Source organism: Vibrio toranzoniae (genome assembly GCF_024347655.1).
GTDB lineage: Bacteria > Pseudomonadota > Gammaproteobacteria > Enterobacterales > Vibrionaceae > Vibrio > Vibrio toranzoniae.
On sequence record NZ_AP025515.1, the window covers coordinates 135,597 to 153,444 of the forward strand.

Sequence of the window (17,848 nt, forward strand, 5' to 3'; positions counted from 1 at the left end):
TCCTATTTTACAAATGAGACTTTAGTCACAAAAACAGAAGCATTCGCCACGTGAATGGAACTGTAAAAGTCTTTTTAATACAGATATTTAAGAATATTAATCATGAATCAGTTGATAAAAATAAAAATTAATTAAATGCAAATAATAGTAATTATCATTTAGATCCAATATTATCTTTCGCAAATCAAGATAATACTATGGAATTAAGGTAACTATCAGATGTATAAGCAATCCCTACTCTCTGCTTCAATCGTTTTAGCGCTTTCATCAACCTCAGCCTTTGCTGAAGATTATGCCCTATTTGACGAGGTTGTTGTATCGGCAACGCGTACTGAACAAAGCAAAGCAGATGTTTCAAGCTCTATTGAATCAGTATCTTCGGAAGATATTGATAATCAAATGTCTAACGACATAAAGCAAGCACTTCAGTACATACCGGGTGTAGAAGCTCAAGGTAGTGGCCGTTTTGGTCTTTCGGGCTTCAACATTCGTGGTGTTGAAGGTGACCGCGTTAAATTGATGGTCGATGGTGTTCAACAACCTACTCCATATAATCCAGGTGCATCTGAACAACGTAAATATTCGAATGCGATTGAAGTAGACACATTGAGTGTGATCGAGGTGAATAAAGGTCCTGCTTCTACGCTTTATGGTTCTGACGCTATTGGCGGTGCTGTACTGTTAAGAACAAAGAACCCAGAGGATATGCTTAGAACAGACGGCGATGAAAACCGTTTTGGCATCAAATCTAGTTACACTTCTGCTGACGAACAGTTTAAGAACACCCTTTCTTGGGCTATGCGTAAAGACAAGCTAGAAACTATCGTAATGGCGACATACGCTCAAGGTCATGAAACTGAAACGCATTCGTCAGGAAGTGATATCGAAGGCCCTGACCGTGGTGCCGCTAACCCTGCCGATACCGAACTGAGCAACTTCTTAGCCAAAGCATTTTATAACGTATCGGATTCAAACAAGATCGGCTTAACCGTAGAACATTATCAGCGTCAATATGATGAAGACGAGTTGAACTACAATGGTTATACGCTGATGCCGGGCTTTGTATACACGGATAACTACAATGAAGACACCAATAAACGCTTCCGTGCAACACTGGAGCAGCAGCTTAAACTGAACTCTTCTATTGCAGATTCTTTGGACTGGTCTTTAAGCTACCAAGATTCAAGTACTCTGAATAAAAACTACGATACAACAGGCTTTAACGGCCGTCGACTTCGTGAGCGTGATGCATCAGATGTGAACATGCAAGTCGATACACAGCTTTCTAAGTTGGTGAATATTAGTGGTGCTGACCACGAGTTTACGTATGGTTTCACTTACCTACAAAATGATTTTGAGTTAGACAACACTGATTATAAGTTTGACCAAGGCACCGTTACTCCAGGTAGTACGGGTATCCCAGATGCGAAAATTACTCAATGGGGTGTGTTTGTTCAGGATCAAGCGTTCTTCATGGAAGATAAGTTGATTGTAACTGGTGGTCTTCGTTACGACTCATTTGTTGCTGACCCATCAACAGATGATGGCTACACGACTGAATATGACAAGAATGAAGATGATGCATTTACTGCCAAATTAGGTTCGGTTTACCACATCAACGATAGCTTGTCTGTATTTGGTCAGATTGGTCAAGGCTTCAAAGCTCCTTCTGTTTATGACCTTTACTACTTCTATAATCAAGGTGCTATCGTAGAGGCAAACCCTAACCTGAAAGCAGAAAGAAGCCTTTCTTATGAGCTAGGTCTGCGTGGTAGCAACCAATATGCTCGATTCGAATTAAGCACGTTCTACACTGACTACACTGATTTCATCAACGAAACGAAAACAGGTGAGCAAGGTGGTAAAGACGTATTTACGAAAGAAAACTTAGATGAAGTAACTATCTATGGTGCTGAATTCTCGTCAACCATTAACCTTGATACTCTGTTTGATGCACCTTACGGAACTTACACTCGCTTAGCTGTTGCTTATGCAGATGGCGAAGACAAGTCGACGGGTAAATCAATTGATTCAGTTGCACCTCTAACAAGTACAATTGGATTAGGTATTGAACGTGATAACTTCGGTTCAGCTTTGAATGTTAAAATGGTTGCTTCGAAGAATGATTGGAACTCTGACGACAATGTAGATATATCTGGATACACAGTTGTTGATTTGACGGCTTATTACCGCCCGATGACAGATTTAACTCTGCGAGCTGGTCTATTTAACGCTCTAGATAAGAAGTACTGGTTGTACAGCGACATGTCTGGTAGCGCGCACGATTCTCAATTCAATACAGACATTAAGTCTCAACCTGGTCGTAACTGGGGCTTATCTGCAAACTACGAATTCTAATTTGTTACAAACCTAAATTGCAGAAACTAAAAAGCCAGCTTAATGCTGGCTTTTATCTATTTCACTAAAAATTGTATCAAAAAGGAATAAGTGAAATTATGTCTTACTTTTCTGCCATTTCTTTCTTAACCATTACTGTAGCAGCAATGATGAAAGTGATAATTAGGCCTAGTTCCATGATTAACTCCAAGGAAAATTAACATTAAACATATAATTCGCGCGTATAGTAACATAACAAATAAAGAATGATACATTTTAACCGAACAGTTTGTTTTTTATTCTTGTTAGATCAAAAAAGATGCCCTAAAGCATCTTTTTGTATGTTAACTGACCATGAAACTACTCGTTTAGCCCGGGAAACCATCAGGGTTTGTTGACTGCCAGCGCCATGTATCTTCGGTCATTTCAATCAGTGTACGTGTCGCATTCCAACCTAGTTCTTTCTGCGCTTTAGCCGGATCTGCCCAGCATTCTGCGATATCGCCAGGGCGGCGCTCAACCAATTTGTATGGGATTTCTTTACCGCTCGCTTTTTCAAACGCTTTAACCATATCTAGTACGCTTGAACCGTTGCCTGTACCAAGATTGTAGATATGAAGACCATCTTTGCGCCCTACTTTCTCAAGAGCTGCGATGTGTCCATCAGATAGATCCATAACGTGGATATAATCACGAACGCCAGTACCGTCTTTTGTTGGGTAATCGTTACCAAATACCGATAGGAACTCACGTCGGCCTACTGCAACTTGAGAGACAAATGGCATTAGGTTGTTTGGGATACCTTGCGGGTCTTCCCCTAACTCGCCACTTGGATGTGAACCTACTGGGTTAAAGTAACGCAGCAGTGTAATGCTCCAATCTGGGTTTGCTTTTTGAAAGTCAGTTAAGCACTCTTCAACCATTAGCTTACTGCGGCCGTATGGGTTAGTCGCGCTTGTTGGGAAGTCTTCTGTAATTGGCACACTAGCAGGATCGCCGTAGACCGTTGCTGATGAACTGAATACTAAGGTTTTTACATTAGCTTCGCGCATAGCATCAACAAGAACTAAAGTGCCGTTCACATTGTTGTCGTAGTATTCAAGAGGCTTAGCAACCGATTCGCCTACTGCTTTTAGGCCTGCAAAATGGATAACCGCTTCGATATTGTTCTGCTTCATCGCTTCAGTCAAAAGTGCTTTATCGCGAATATCGCCTTCAATGAAATTAGGGCGAACGCCAGATACTTTCTCGATGCGATCAAGAACGCTTGGCTTGCTATTGTACAAGTTATCGAAAAGTACAGGCGTCATTCCTGCGTTAATCATCTGGATACTTGTATGGCTGCCAATGTAGCCCATGCCACCTGTAACTAAAACATTCATGTTTAGTAGACCTTTAATTTAAAATACTCAACCTATCACTTATGATACAACAACTTAGGTGCTGGTCACAAACCTATGGAGTTATTCGCTCTCATCAGAGAACACGAACTGACCTTTTCCTTTATGTGTTGCTTGATACATCGCCTCATTGGCAACTTTAGAACGTGTCGATATCATGTTCTGAACCATCATACCCAAGTTCGCTCCAATATGACGTGAACGCTGTTTATAATTCACTTCTTGTTCGATAAGCTCCGACAAACGCCTACCTAATCACCTGCACATACTAGAAATAAAATTCGATATGCGAACTGTAAATGAAATGCTGAACTAATAAATTATCAATAACGAAACTTTGAATTGGGTCACTGTTTAATTCTATCATTTATACGAACGTCTTTAGATACCACAACTTAAAGGATTACATAAGTGCCAACGAAGATTTTGCTTAATTGTGACATGGGAGAAAGTTTCGGCAATTGGAAAATGGGTGATGATGAATCGGTTATGGAATGGGTCGATATGGCCAATATCGCTTGTGGCTTTCATGCATCGGATCCACACGTAATGTCCAAAACCATCAAACTTGCTCAGCACTACCATACTCAAATCGGTGCTCACCCAGGGTACCAAGATTTAGTTGGATTTGGACGTCGTTCCATTCCACATACTATGGATGAGATCAGTGAGTTAGTGTGTTACCAAGTTGGAGCCTTGCAAGCCCTTTGCCGCTATCATCATACCTCGGTTGGGTATGTGAAACCTCATGGTGCCCTTTATAACGATATGATGGCGAACACTGATGTTTTTAATGCAGTCGCTCAAGCGGTGGCTGAATTTAATATCCCTCTCATGATTCTTTCTTCGTCTGACAACCAACAATATTTAGACATCGCTGATGATCATGACTTACCACTTTTGTTCGAGGCATTTGCAGACCGAGCTTACTTGAACAACGGGCTGTTAGCACCTCGCACACAAAAAGGCTCGGTGTACGTCAATCAAGACGATATCTATAACCAAGTCATGCAAATCATTAACTATGGATCCGTCACAACTATTGAGGGGGAACGACTGCCTATTGAAGCTGATACCATCTGTGTACACGGAGATAACCCTCAATCTATCGCATTAATCAGAAGAATCCGACAAGACTTCAACGCTTTTAATTAATATCAATGCTTTCAATTTATACCAGTGTGACTTGAACGAATTTCTACTCGTTGGCTAAGAACAACTTACAAGCTGATACTGCTCTAAACATGGAAGTTGGAATAAATGTATGGAAAGGAAATGACGAAAAATCAGATTGAATTCAATATAGACCCCGTTGCTGAATGCAGTGTTCTCGTTACGCTAATACCTTTAAACCCTCACTCTAGTGCTATCGATGCGCAGTATATAGCGCACTTTTCTGATGTTATTCGCCAGAATCTAACGCCCGTGTTGATGAATGTGACACCGGCCTACCACACCATATTAGTTGATTATCTACCTTATCGAATTTCAGAACAGCAGTTGATAACACAGCTAAGCTCACTATTAACTCAGGCCTTATCCTCATTTTCAAATACCACCGATACGGCGACGAATATTATTGAGCTTCCCGCTTATTATTCACCTGAAACAGCACTCGATTTAGGTAGATATCAAGAGAAAGGCTTATCTCTGGACGATATCATCCAATATCATACCTCAGAGACATACAGTGTCAGTGCGATAGGATTCATTCCCGGTTTTGCTTTTATGTCGGATGTGGTTAGTGAACTGGCTTTACCTCGTCACTCAACACCACGTTTAAGCGTTCCTAAAGGCAGCATCGCGATTGCAGACTCCAAAACCGCGGTTTACCCATCGGATTCACCAGGCGGTTGGAATATTATTGGCAACTGTCCATTATCGCTGTTTGAACACAGCCAATTAAAACATGCAGAGGTTACACAACGACCGCTTTCTCTGCTTGATGTTGGTGATATTGTCCGCTTCAAAGCGATCTCTAAACAAGAATTTGTTGAACTTAGTGGGGGTAACACATTTGGCTAAATCACTAGATAAACCAACCCTTACAGTCATCAAGCCAGGCCCATTAAGTTTGATTCAAGATTTCGGACGGTTTGGTGTTGCTCATCTAGGGTTAACGCAAGGTGGCCCTGTTGACGATTACTCTTATAGTTGGGCCAATTACCTGCTAGGAAATACCGTTAACCAAGCTGCGTTAGAAATAACCCTTGGGCAATGTGTTTTAAAAGTTGACTTCGATTGCGAGATGGCAATCTGCGGTGGGGATTTACAAGCAACACTTGACGGTAACCCGCTGAGTAACTGGACCTCTTTCCAAGCTTTTAAAGGACAAGTTCTTTCATTTGGATTGCCTAAGAATGGGTTGCGAGCGTATTTGGCGATTAAAGGTGGCTTCAACGTTCCCAATACTCTTAATAGCAGCTCAACTGTGACGCGAGAAAAAATTGGAGGTCTCACGCAAGACGGGCAACCTTGCCAACAAGGCCAACAAATCGGTTTTAACCAACACAAACTATCTCACACCTTTAAAGCACTGAGCGTCACCTTTCGTTACAAACCCGATTACAATTTGCCAGTCAATTTACGCGTGATTGAAGGCTATCAGAACGAGCTATTCACAGAGTCAGCAAAAGAGACCTTCTACAACGCTCAATACATCGTTGACCAAAACTCGAATCGAATGGGTTATCGACTTAATGGCGACGTGGTTGCTTCTCCAGATATTTCTTTACTGTCGGAAGGCATTGCACTTGGGGCGATTCAAATCCCACAAGACGGGCAACCTATAGTGTTACTCAATGACAGACAAACTATTGGTGGTTATCCGAAGATTGGCTGCGTTGCAAGAATCGACTTACCGCGTTTAGCACAAGCTAAACCTGGCCATGAGATATCTTTTAGTAAAGGCGAACGATTGGGATTACAAGATTTGTGGTGTCAGTGGGCGAAGTTTTTTGGTTATTGATACACATCTTTGGATGGATACTCCTCTATTAAGATAACCAAATAGGACGTTAAATTGAAAAATCCAGCTTACTGTAAATAGTAAGCTGGATTGTGTTTTTTTGAGATTTTGTATTAGGTAAGGTATTAAGCGAATTAGAGCGTTGTTTAACAGTGTTCTTGTCCTGATACCTTAGCAAGTGCGTCTGGATACCCTCGCTCCTTGGTCAAGCCTATTGCCCTGTTCTCAATATCATTCACATTGAGTGACATTGTCACGGAGTGAGTATCTTCAATCGATATGGCTTCAGTAATATCAAACCATTGCTCAGCAACTTTTTGCGCGGCCTCTAATGTTGAAGAGGCTTTAACCACTTCAAGTCGAGCATAACGATCACCACAAAATGAAACATCTGACGCCCTAAGGCTAGGGTCGGTTCCTGGTATTTGTTGTGCACCGAACAAAGGTTTGCCGCCAACCTGCGCAGAGCTAAAACTTGGAATGAATTGAGACATATGGGTAATTGCCGCGCGAGTTCTCAATTCAAGTTGCTCTTCACTCCAACCTGATACGATTTTCTTTAACAGCTTAGACGGCAACAGCGGTTGTGATGAGTCTGTAGAAGAGGAAACCAACCCTCCCTCAAACAGAGTAATCCCTTCTGTCATACCGTGGAGTTGAAACACGCCGTCAACATACGGCGTTAATTGAGCCATGCCTTGCGGTGTGCCTCTCGGGCCATGGAAGATAACCTCGGGCCACTCTTCTTTACATTCTTGTGAGTAAGGCCACTCTGTGACGTAGGCGGCTTTAAATTCAACAAGCCTTTGCTGCCTAGATCCGACAAAGTCATCAACAATACCGGTCTCGAAACCACTCGCATTAATCAAATAGTCGGTTGTTAAAATATGGCTTTGATTTTCATGGTCTGTATAAGTCAAAGACCAACCTTGCTCTATCGCTTCAACGGATTCTAAGCGACTGTTGGTTAATACTGTGCAATTAGGCTGCTGGCCTAAAGATAGTTGAGCGGTCGCAGAGAGTCGAAATACACTCCATCCATACTCTTGAACCATGGCGACAGGATATTTGAGCGTGTCTAAATCAGTATGTTTAGCAAAAGGAATACACCAATCATCGAGTGACATTGGTTTTAGTGGCTGAGTTCTTTCAGCTATCTCTAACAGGTCTTCTTTGCTGTAGAGCTTGTAGTACTCTTCAGGGTCACCAAGTACTTGGTTGCTTTTATCTTGTTTAACAAGCTCAGCATAAGCATCCTTAATTACCTTAAGACGAGGAAGAAGATCCATTGGTTCCCCTCCATCACTATGCGGAACAGCAATGACTGTCGGTCGTATATTGATCGTGTGAGGAAATAGGCGGACAGTATCAATTGACTGTATGAGCAATTGAAGACATTGCTCTACAGAAATATCTCGATACAAATTGCCACCAGCGTGTAAATGGCAAATTGGCGGGCCATTAACCAAACTCGGCCCTTTTTCCAAAATAGTGACATTAAAGCCCAACTCACTAAAGTGAATAGCGCTTGTTGTCCCTGCAATACCACCACCAACAATGGTAATAGAAGCTTGATTTTTATCCGTTTTGTTGTGGTTCATCGTGTTCTGTAGAATAAGATTAACTGACGCTATTCTACTTTTGTTCTGCGATGAATTAAAACACATTTTTATCAAGGTCTTAGCTTTGCGTTAATTAATATCTATGTAAAAAATATAAATAACCTCTTGACTCAATAACCCCAGATAGAGTTAGAAAGGTTATTCTAACAGCCAGATTTGCCCTAAGTGACGCCACATAAAGGCTGTCTCAGCACTCTTAAAACACAGGCATTAACTTATCCCTAAAGTTATCCACCGTTTTTGTGGATAACTGTTGATAACGTTCTTGCTAAGTTGCGCAAACCCTTTGTTTACAGGGACTAACCGTTGTTCATTAAATCGGCATAATTGCACAATTAGTTTTAAAAAATGCTGAAAACCAATGATTTTAAAGTGTGGAATTTCTTTATCATGGTACTCGCCAGTTAAATAAAAAAAACCAAATGATGGTTTCTATAACTCGCTTGTGACTAAAGTATAAACATTCACAATTAGTCCATTTAACGCGTTGTGTCAGTGGCAAGCTGTATGTCTAGCTGAAGTCCTTACTTGCCGGAGCTAATAAACGTTTAATCAAACTGTTAACTACAGCGGCTAGCATTATAAAGGTCAGCACAGGTAAAGCAGCCCACAACGTGGGGTGAAACGAGGGGGTCAGTTCGAAGCCAAAGCTCATCACTCCCGCTACGCTGAGCTCTGAACCGAACGCCGCGATAGAACCCGCCACTAATGCCATTAATCCATACTCACACCAAATCGTATTCAGAATCCGTTTCTTACTCGCGCCTAACGTGCGATACAAACGAATTTCTTGCTGCCTTTGAGATAAGCTCAATCGTAACAGTGTGAAGATGAGTAACAGCCCAGCAACCACGCCAAGCGCAGCAAGCACAGTGATTGACCAAACAATCTGTTTAAGCAGTTCTTGGATTTTGCTGCCCATCTTACGAATATCCATCAAACTCACTGTTGGGTGATTTCGAGATAATTCATTGAGCATTTGATTGTGTTTATCTTCGAGTCTAAAGCTCACCAACCAAGTTGACGGAATCGAGCTCAATACATCTGGAGTAAATATGAAATAAAAGTTTGGCTTCATTTCACGCCACTCAACTTTTCGTATGCTATTAACCTGGGCTGCAACATTTTGGCTATTTATCGTAAATGTGAGTTCATCACCAATTTGTAAGCCAAGCTCTTTTGCAACATCAGATTCAACAGACACGCCCTGCTCTTGTGTCCAGCTTCCTTCGAGTACTTCATTGTACTCAGGCAAGCTATCGCCCCAAGTGAAGTTGATTTCACGTCGAAGAGCATCGGTCTTGTCTGACGTATTACTGTATTCAGCCGCTTCTACCTTGTTGATCGTGGTGAGCCGACCTCGAATAATTGGAAACGCTTGGGTTCGTTCTACTTGATTCGAATCAATGGTCGCTAGATAGTTCTCTTTCTCATAATCAGCAATGTTAAGCGCGAAAGCATTGGGGGCATTTTCTGGTAACGTTTGTTGCCAATCTGATAGCAGATCACTTCTCACCAACCAGATAATCGACAACAGCATCAACGAAAGAGCTAACGAGCCAAACTGAATACCTGTTGCTAGCGGAGTTCGATTGATTCGGCTTAACGCTAAGCGCATTGATGTTGAAGTTGGTAGCTTGCCAAACAGGCGCAGAACAGCCGTGCTTACAATAGCTAACACTAAGAACAGACACGCAATACCGGCTAAGACAATCCATACCAACAGATTGTCGCCATACATCAACATCATAGGAATAATAGGTACAAGCAACAATGCGAACTTTTTGTAGCTGTCGTGTGCCTTATGACTTGATTGGATAACACTAATAGCCGATGTGTTGACCAAGCCGATTAATGGTATACCTAATGCAGGCACCCCTATCAGAATGCTTGATAGAATAGCTAACACAGCGGGCTCGATGCCATAGCTCGGAAGTGGCGATGGCAATAAGTCACCCAGTGGGATTCGAAGCAAAAACTCTAAACCGATACCAATCGCAATACCTAACACGGCGCCAATCACGACTAATAGAGATACCTGAACCGAAAGCCATTTAATGATCCACGGCTTGCTCGCCCCCAAACTTTTTAGCATCGCGATGGTTTTACGACGACTCGCCACATAGTGCTGGCAAGTGAGTACTAAAGTTGTTGCTGCCATGATCACGACGATGGCCACGGTGAGTGACAGGTATTGCGTTGTACTTTCAAACATCTCGTTGGTACGGCTTGCTGAATCTTGCGTGCGCCAGCGATCACTTGGTGTTAGCTCGATACTGTCTTGTGCAGCTTTTAGTTTGTCATCATCACCGTTCAAAAACAGTCTGAAACTCACACGGCTTCCCGGTTGAATGGCACCCGTCGCATCGATATCACTTCTGTGTATCAATACCGCAGGCATTTGCTGAAATGGGTTAAAGCTCAAGCCCGGTTCTTGAGTGATGCGACCTGTTATTGTTAAATCCGCATCACCAATCGTGACATTGTCACCAATTTCAACTTCTAACTGAGCAAATATACGTTCATCCAGCCAAAGCTCACCCGGTTCAACATGATGACGAGACGCATTATTAGCGCCCTCCAGTATCATTTCACCGCGCAATGGATAGTTACTCTCAACCGCTTTCACCGTCACCAACTGCATTGAGTTATCACTGAATGCCATGGTGGAAAAACGGGTTAGTTCAGAACTTTCCAACTGCTCAACCTGAGTGAGATCGAGTAAAGGTTGTGGGATTGGATTTGCTGAGATAAACACACTGTCCGCTGTTAGAGCATCTTTACCTTGTTTAACAATGACTTGCTCCATACGCTCTGCCAACGCTGACAACGCGAATACACAAGCAATAATTAACGTCAAAGCGATGGACACTGGCCAAAGTTGACCATGTCGAATTTCTTCGATGCTCCATGACAATAATCGCTTGTTCAGTCCATTTGGTGAATTCAATTTAGACTTCCTCTATCTGACCGACATGCATTTTGAGAGTTCGCTGGCAACGTTGTGCAAGCTTAGGGTCGTGTGTTACTAAGATCAGTGTTGTGCCGTGTGATGAATTTAGTTCAAACAACAATTCAATAATTTTGGACGCTGTTTGTTGGTCTAAGTTGCCCGTTGGTTCATCTGCAAATAGGATCTTAGGCTTAATCATGAACGCGCGGGCCAAAGCGACCCTCTGTTGCTCACCACCAGATAGCTGAGACGGTAAATGATCAAGCCTGTCTTTCAAGCCTACTGATTCAAGCAGAGCAGTCGCACGTTCGATGTCTTCGTCTTCTCCCTTTAGCAAGCACGGAAGCGTGACATTTTGCAGTGCAGAAAGGCTTGGAATTAATAAGAAGCTTTGAAAGACAAACCCTACGGATTCACTGCGGATCTTAGCCCTTGCTTCATCATCAAGTCGCGAGAGTGGCTGCCCCAATAAACTGATCTCACCTTCCGTTGGTACATCAAGACCTGCGAGTAACGTCATTAAGGTCGATTTACCTGCACCAGACGTTCCAACAATAGCGACAGTTTCGCCTTCACGAATATCGATATCAACATGCTCTAAGATTGTTAAATGTTCTTGTTTAGTAGACACTGTCTTAGAAACAGCTTCTGCTTTTATGATGGATGTATGCATGACTCGACTAATTTCCTTTTTGTTCTTTATTTTTCTTTCAACCGCGTGTCTAGCCCAAAATAGTGAGCTAGTTAGAAATCCTACGTTAACTCCAAAAGCGACTCTATTGATCCTCGGCGATAGCTTGAGTGCTGGTTACAACATGGACATCAAACAGAGTTGGCCAAGTTTGTTACCAGAGGCGCTAGCGAAGCACAATAAAGAGGTTACCGTGGTTAACGGAAGTATTTCTGGTGACACAACTGGCAACGGCTTAGCTCGTCTACCACAACTTCTTGAAGAGCATGCTCCTGATAGTGTTCTCATTGAACTAGGAGCGAATGATGGGCTTCGCGGTTTTCCACCTAAGTTGATGTCTGCAAATTTAGACCAAATCATTGAACAAATAAAAGCTTCAGGTGCCAAACCGATTATGATGCAAATTAGAATCCCGCCTAATTACGGTAAGCGTTACAACCAGCAATTTGAATACGTGTTTGCGTCTATTGCCGATCAAAAAAAGGTACCACTTCTTCCGTTTTTTCTGGAACATATCATTCTTAAACCAGAGTGGATGATGAACGATGGACTCCATCCAAAACCAGAGGCTCAACCTTGGATTGCGGAATTCGTCGCCGGAGAATTATATCAGTATCTTTAGGTTTTAATGGTCTAGCTCAATAAATTTTACACAGTTTTACGTTAACCTGAGTGCATATCATTGTAAACTGCAAGGTTATTTATGCTGATCGAACCTATTATCAAGGGTGTGGTGGCCAAAAACGCGCACCCATTAGGCTGCCAAGAAGCCGTAAAGCAACAAATTAAGTTTGTTAAGAGTGCTCCTCAAATTAAAGACGGTCCTAAACGAGTACTGATCATCGGTGCTTCTTCGGGCTTCGGCCTTGCCGCTCGTATCGCCCTTACCTTTGGCGGTGCTAAAGCTGACACCATCGGCGTTTCATTCGAACGTGGCCCTAATGAAAAATCGCTAGGGACTGCCGGTTGGTACAATAACATCTACTTCAAGAAAGAAGCTGAACGAGAGCAACGTACCGCTATCAATATCGTCGGCGACGCCTTTTCCCAAGAGACACGCTCGCAAGTTGTCGAAGCCATCGAAACCTACTTCGAAGGTGAAGTTGACCTGATTATCTACAGCTTAGCCGCTGCCGTCAGACCTAAACCGGGTTCCGAGGAGTTTTGGCGATCTGCTATTAAACCAATCGGAGAAAGCGTCACCGGAGCGACGATCTCACTTGAACACGATAGCTGGGTAACCAACACTCTTGAAGCGGCGACGGAAGAAGAAGCACAAAGTACACTCAAAGTCATGGGCGGAGAAGATTGGGAAAGCTGGATAGACGAGCTAATCAACGCGGAATCTATCGCTCCAGGGTGTAAAACGATTGCGTTTTCTTATGTTGGTCCAGAAGTAACTCACCCTATTTACTTAGATGGCACTTTAGGCCGCGCCAAGATAGACCTTCATCAAACAAGCCATGCGCTCAATCTTGAATTAGCGAACTTTGGTGGTAATGCTTATGCTACGGTCTGTAAAGCTCTGGTCACTAAGGCCAGCGTATTTATTCCTGGGTTAAGCCCTTACCTGCTCGCTTTGTATAAAGTAATGAAAGACAAAGGGACACATGAAGGATGTATTCAACAAATGCAACGCTTGTTTAGCTCTAAACTGTATGGCCAAGAAAAGATACCGCTTGATGGTGAACGCTTAATTCGAATGGATGACTTGGAACTTGATGCAGAAACTCAATCTCATGTAACAGAAATTCTTAAAAACATGGATGAAAATAACTTTCAAACGTTGGGCGACTATCAAGGATTCAAACAAGAGTTTTTGCAGTTAAATGGTTTTGCCCAACAATCGGTAGACTATAGTCAGCAACTTAACACCTCTGATTTCATAAAATTAGTGCCTTAAGATAAAATCATCTTAATACTGAGACACGTATTCACATTCGAGAACCTCTGCTTAATTGCAGAGGTTTTTTTCTATAACTTTTCTTATACTTATTAAATGATATATTTATAGGTTTTTTGGTTTCATTGTGGTTAACACAGGATGTGTTGATGCATTTAGCATAATTGACTCGGAGTCATATGAAGAAAATACAAACGCTCGATCTAGATATTCCAGACGACATGAAGTCTGGCTGGCAGAACATCGTCGACCTTTTGGCAGAACTGACTCAAACGCCAGCAGCACTGATCATGCGCGTTCATGCCAATTCTATAGAAGTATTTTCAACCAGTAACAGCCAAAACAATCCCTACACTAAAGGGGATTCAGAAACCTTAGGGAGTGGGCTTTATTGCGAAAGCGTGATGGAGTCTCAGCAACAGTTGATTGTGCCCAATGCTTTAAGTGACCCTCAATGGGAAAATAACCCAGATATAGAGCTTGGTTTAGTCTCATACTGCGGTATCCCATTACTTTGGCCTAATGGTGAACTCTTTGGCACCATTTGTATTTTGGACTCTAAAGAGAATCACTATACTCCTACCTATATCAAGCTATTAGAAAGCTTTCGCACTTCGATAGAGTCTCAGCTCAAAACTTTATTTCAGCATGCTAAGCTTACCCAAGTGAACCGCGAGTTAAAGAACCGCGTGTACAGTCGAACTAAAGATCTCGCCAGTCTTAATTATTCATTAAACCAAGAAATTGATAAACGAAGAGCCGCCGAACAAAAAATAAACTTCCAAAAAAATCACGATCTCGGAACCGGTTTTTTGAACCGAAATGCATTCGAGTCTCGTTTAAATCAAAAGTTACTGTCACAGCGAAGGTTAACTGGTTGTTCGTTTGCTGTAATTCATATTGGATTTACTAATGGCAGGCGTATACAAGCACGTTATGGCTATAGCGCCTTAGATCAAGTACTTGTCGAGTATCGAAAACGAATCAACAACATTGACGATATTGAGGTATTAACGGCGCGCCCTACTTCTGTCGAGCTCGTTCTTGCTTTTAGCGTTAAGGATGTACACCACCGCCTTGAAGAACTCTGCCAAACTTTAGTTAAGGTCGGCCATTCAGAATTCTTGATCGAAAATGACAAAGTTCATTTGCATGCATTTATTGGGATTGCGATTACTGATAAAGAAGATCATGCAGAAAGCATTCTCCAAAAATCCTCAGAAGCGATGCTCGCCTGTAAAGATTCCGGACAAAAGTTCGCTTATTACTCTCAGTCTCACACAGAAGAACAAAGCCACATCAATAAGATAGAAGGATATTTATTACAAGCCGTTCGTAATGATGACCTCATGCTCTATTTTCAACCTAAGGTCTGCCCTTTGACTCATCGTTGGTTAGGTGCTGAAGCCTTACTACGTTGGCGCCATCCGATTTTAGGTGATATCTCCAACGAGACCTTGATACATATGGCAGAGCAAAACGGTTTGATTTTTGAAGTAGGAAGCTTTGTTTTACGTAATGCGATTGAAAAAGCCAAAGAGTGGTCTGAATACGTCGATGATTTCAAGATGGCAGTTAATGTCTCTGCGGTACAACTTAAGAATGCACATTTTGCGGAACAAGTTGTCCATTTATTAGAAACCTACCACCTTAAGCCTAGCTTCCTGGAACTCGAAGTTACCGAGAGTGGACTTATTGCAGATGAAGTTGTTGCTAAAAACACTTTAGAACTGTTACACGACATTGGTGTTACCTTGTCACTAGATGATTTTGGTACAGGCTACGCCTCTTTCAGTTACCTTAAAAAATTCCCATTTGACTCAATTAAAATTGATAAGAGCTTCATAGATCAGATGCTGCATTCAAATGAAGACTCTGAAATTGTTCGTTCTATTGTTCAAATTGCTAAGAAGTTAGACTTAAAAGTGATTATTGAAGGCATAGAATCCGAAGTTCAGGAACAATTTATTATTGATGAAGGCTGTGATGTGGGCCAAGGCTACCTCTATGGTAAACCGATGCCGAGTAAAGAATTCGAACACAGCTTAATCAATCAAAACTATTTAGGGACAACTCGATACGCTTAAAGCGCGAAAGAGTAGTTAGTTTTCAATTTAGGCCTACTTTCTCTTTACTCTATAGGTGGTGATTTTTATAATCGCCGCCTTTCTGTTTTTATCTTTCCCCTTATATAGGCATTCCTCGTTATGGATCAGTTGACTGCAAAGCTTAAAAAGCTCGAAAAACAAAACTACCGTGCATATCAACAAATTAAAGGTCAATACGACTTTGCTGATTTTGAATTACACATCGACCACATTCAAGGTGACCCGTACGCGTCAGCTTCTCGTTTTCGCGCAACGCGCGCGTGGTCGTTAACTGGGTTAGATTGGCTGAAAGAAAAGTCTTACGAATACCAAGTAGCAGCTCGTGACTTTATTGCACGTAGCTTCTCTGAGTTCGCTAAACAAGAATCTTCCATATCTATCGCTCTGACGGGTCAAACGGTTTTAGACAGCACATCGGTTGTGTTTACTGAGCACGGTATTGAACTTCGTTTCCGTATCAACCTACCAGCTGATGGACGTAGCATTCTTGCTAAGAAAGCGCTCAACATCATCACTTTCTACTTACCGAAGTTTATTCGCCGTGCAACGCTTGAGCGTGAACTGAACATCGATGCGATGATCAAACATTGTGAAACGATTGAAGACCAAGAAGCGCTACGTGCTCAATTAAACGAAAATAATCTAGCGTCATTCGTTGCTAACGGCAGTGTGCTACCCCGTATCGCGGGTAACTGTGATCTTCCAATGAAAGATGCAGTTCCTTTTACAGCGCCAGAATCATTGAGCGTAACACTAAACACGCCAAACCAAGGTGATGTGACTGGCCTAGGCATTCCTAAAGGCATCACATTGATCGTTGGCGGTGGTTTCCACGGTAAATCGACGCTATTGAACGCTGTTGAACGTTCTATCTACAATCATATTCCTGGTGATGGTCGCGAGGGTATTGTGACTGCCATTGATACGATGAAGATTCGTGCGGAAGATGGCCGATGTGTACACAGCTTGAACTTGTCAAACTACATCAACCATTTACCAATGAAGAAAGACACGTGTGATTTTAGTACTCAAGATGCGTCTGGCTCTACGTCTCAAGCGGCTTGGTTACAAGAGTCAATTGAAGCCGGTGTACAAACTCTACTTATCGATGAAGATACGTCAGCGACCAACTTCATGATTCGTGATGAGCGTATGCAGGCTTTAGTCTCTAAAGGGGACGAGCCAATCACACCGCTTGTTGATCGTATCGGGCAACTACGTGAAGAGATGGATATCTCAACCATCGTGGTAATGGGTGGTTCTGGTGATTACCTAGACGTAGCAAACACTGTAATTCAAATGCACGACTACCAAGCGGTAGACGTGACTGAAAAAGCAAAAGATGTGATTGCTCAGCACCCTACTCAACGTACTAATGAATGTGAAACGGCTTTAGAGATGTTTGTACCGCGTTCATTGAACCGCGTATCACTGATGAACATTCTTATGGATGGCAAGTTCCGTGTTAGCGCGAAAGGCAAAGAATCACTGCGCTTTGGTAAAGAGTTCGCAGACCTTTCTGCATTAGAGCAACTTGAGTCAACATCAGAGGTCAATGCGATCGGTTGGGCTTGGTTTCAGTTTGCACAAACGCCAGGTTGGTCAAATAATCCAGCGAAAGAGTTCAACACTATTTTAGAAAACGAATGGCACGCTAACATGCCAAAGTACGGTGATTTAGCAAAACCAAGAACGTTGGACATTATGGCTGCTTTGAACCGTATGCGTAAGTCTCAGTTCAAACCTACTAACTAGATTGTCTACCAGATAGCACTGTTTCAACTTACGGCTCTCATTCATGAGGGCCGTTTTTTATATGGTGCCCCCTTCCTTGCAATACCAACTCTATAACGATTAATACATCAA

At 42.3% G+C, this 17,848-nt stretch carries 13 protein-coding genes; 8 read left to right on the top strand and 5 right to left on the bottom strand.

All coding sequences use genetic code 11. The features are described from left to right. Positions 1-219 precede the first annotated feature (219 nt). Positions 220-2,358 carry a TonB-dependent hemoglobin/transferrin/lactoferrin family receptor gene (locus tag OCU50_RS15145; protein WP_060466759.1) on the top strand — a complete coding sequence of 713 codons (2,139 nt, stop codon included), beginning with the start codon at positions 220-222 and terminating at the stop codon, positions 2,356-2,358. A gap of 347 nt (positions 2,359-2,705) precedes the next feature. On the opposite strand, the gene galE is transcribed toward OCU50_RS15145, so the two are convergent. Further along, positions 2,706-3,719 (bottom strand): UDP-glucose 4-epimerase GalE, encoded by a 1,014-nt coding sequence (gene galE, locus OCU50_RS15150; protein ID WP_060466760.1) that lies wholly within the window; start codon positions 3,717-3,719, stop codon positions 2,706-2,708. Positions 3,720-3,800: 81 nt separating this feature from the next. After that, entirely contained in the window at positions 3,801-3,980 is a 180-nt protein-coding gene (locus OCU50_RS15155) for a hypothetical protein (RefSeq protein ID WP_060466761.1), read from the bottom strand. A gap of 168 nt (positions 3,981-4,148) precedes the next feature. Here OCU50_RS15155 and OCU50_RS15160 point away from each other — a divergent pair, with 168 nt between their 5' ends. The 3 genes from OCU50_RS15160 to OCU50_RS15170 all read left to right on the top strand — a co-directional run bounded on the left by OCU50_RS15160 (position 4,149) and on the right by OCU50_RS15170 (position 6,705). Continuing rightward, positions 4,149-4,892, top strand: a complete 744-nt coding sequence (locus OCU50_RS15160; RefSeq protein WP_060466762.1) for a 5-oxoprolinase subunit PxpA — start codon at positions 4,149-4,151, stop codon at positions 4,890-4,892. 120 nt (positions 4,893-5,012) lie between these two features. Then, positions 5,013-5,762, top strand: coding sequence for a 5-oxoprolinase subunit B family protein (locus tag OCU50_RS15165; RefSeq protein ID WP_060466763.1), 750 nt, complete (start codon positions 5,013-5,015; stop codon positions 5,760-5,762). Then, positions 5,755-6,705 (top strand): 5-oxoprolinase subunit C family protein, encoded by a 951-nt coding sequence (locus OCU50_RS15170; RefSeq protein WP_060466764.1) that lies wholly within the window; start codon positions 5,755-5,757, stop codon positions 6,703-6,705. Before OCU50_RS15165 ends, OCU50_RS15170 begins: the two co-directional genes overlap by 8 nt. 146 nt (positions 6,706-6,851) lie before the next feature. Here OCU50_RS15170 and OCU50_RS15175 read toward each other — a convergent pair whose 3' ends face one another. The 3 genes from OCU50_RS15175 to OCU50_RS15185 all read right to left on the bottom strand — a co-directional run bounded on the left by OCU50_RS15175 (position 6,852) and on the right by OCU50_RS15185 (position 11,953). Then, entirely contained in the window at positions 6,852-8,306 is a 1,455-nt protein-coding gene (locus OCU50_RS15175) for an FAD-dependent oxidoreductase (protein ID WP_060466765.1), read from the bottom strand. A 532-nt stretch (positions 8,307-8,838) separates the two neighbouring features. Further along, a complete protein-coding gene (locus OCU50_RS15180) occupies positions 8,839-11,277 on the bottom strand; it encodes an ABC transporter permease (RefSeq protein ID WP_060466766.1) in 2,439 nt (812 codons plus the stop codon). A 1-nt stretch (position 11,278) separates the two neighbouring features. Then, positions 11,279-11,953 carry an ABC transporter ATP-binding protein gene (locus OCU50_RS15185; protein WP_060466767.1) on the bottom strand — a complete coding sequence of 225 codons (675 nt, stop codon included), beginning with the start codon at positions 11,951-11,953 and terminating at the stop codon, positions 11,279-11,281. On the opposite strand from OCU50_RS15185, the gene OCU50_RS15190 reads away from it, so the two are divergent. The 4 genes from OCU50_RS15190 (at position 11,952) to OCU50_RS15205 (ending at position 17,737) form a co-directional block, all read left to right on the top strand. Then, on the top strand, positions 11,952-12,593 hold the full coding sequence (locus OCU50_RS15190; RefSeq protein ID WP_060466768.1) for an arylesterase: 642 nt from the start codon (positions 11,952-11,954) through the stop codon (positions 12,591-12,593). The genes OCU50_RS15185 and OCU50_RS15190 overlap by 2 nt on opposite strands. 81 nt (positions 12,594-12,674) lie before the next feature. Further along, positions 12,675-13,874, top strand: coding sequence for an enoyl-ACP reductase FabV (gene fabV, locus OCU50_RS15195; RefSeq protein WP_060466769.1), 1,200 nt, complete (start codon positions 12,675-12,677; stop codon positions 13,872-13,874). Between the two features lie 179 nt (positions 13,875-14,053). Continuing rightward, on the top strand, positions 14,054-15,961 hold the full coding sequence (locus OCU50_RS15200) for a sensor domain-containing phosphodiesterase (protein WP_060466770.1): 1,908 nt from the start codon (positions 14,054-14,056) through the stop codon (positions 15,959-15,961). Between the two features lie 120 nt (positions 15,962-16,081). Beyond that, complete coding sequence (locus OCU50_RS15205; RefSeq protein WP_060466771.1) at positions 16,082-17,737, top strand: ABC-ATPase domain-containing protein; 1,656 nt, start codon at positions 16,082-16,084, stop codon at positions 17,735-17,737. Positions 17,738-17,848: the final 111 nt, after the last annotated feature.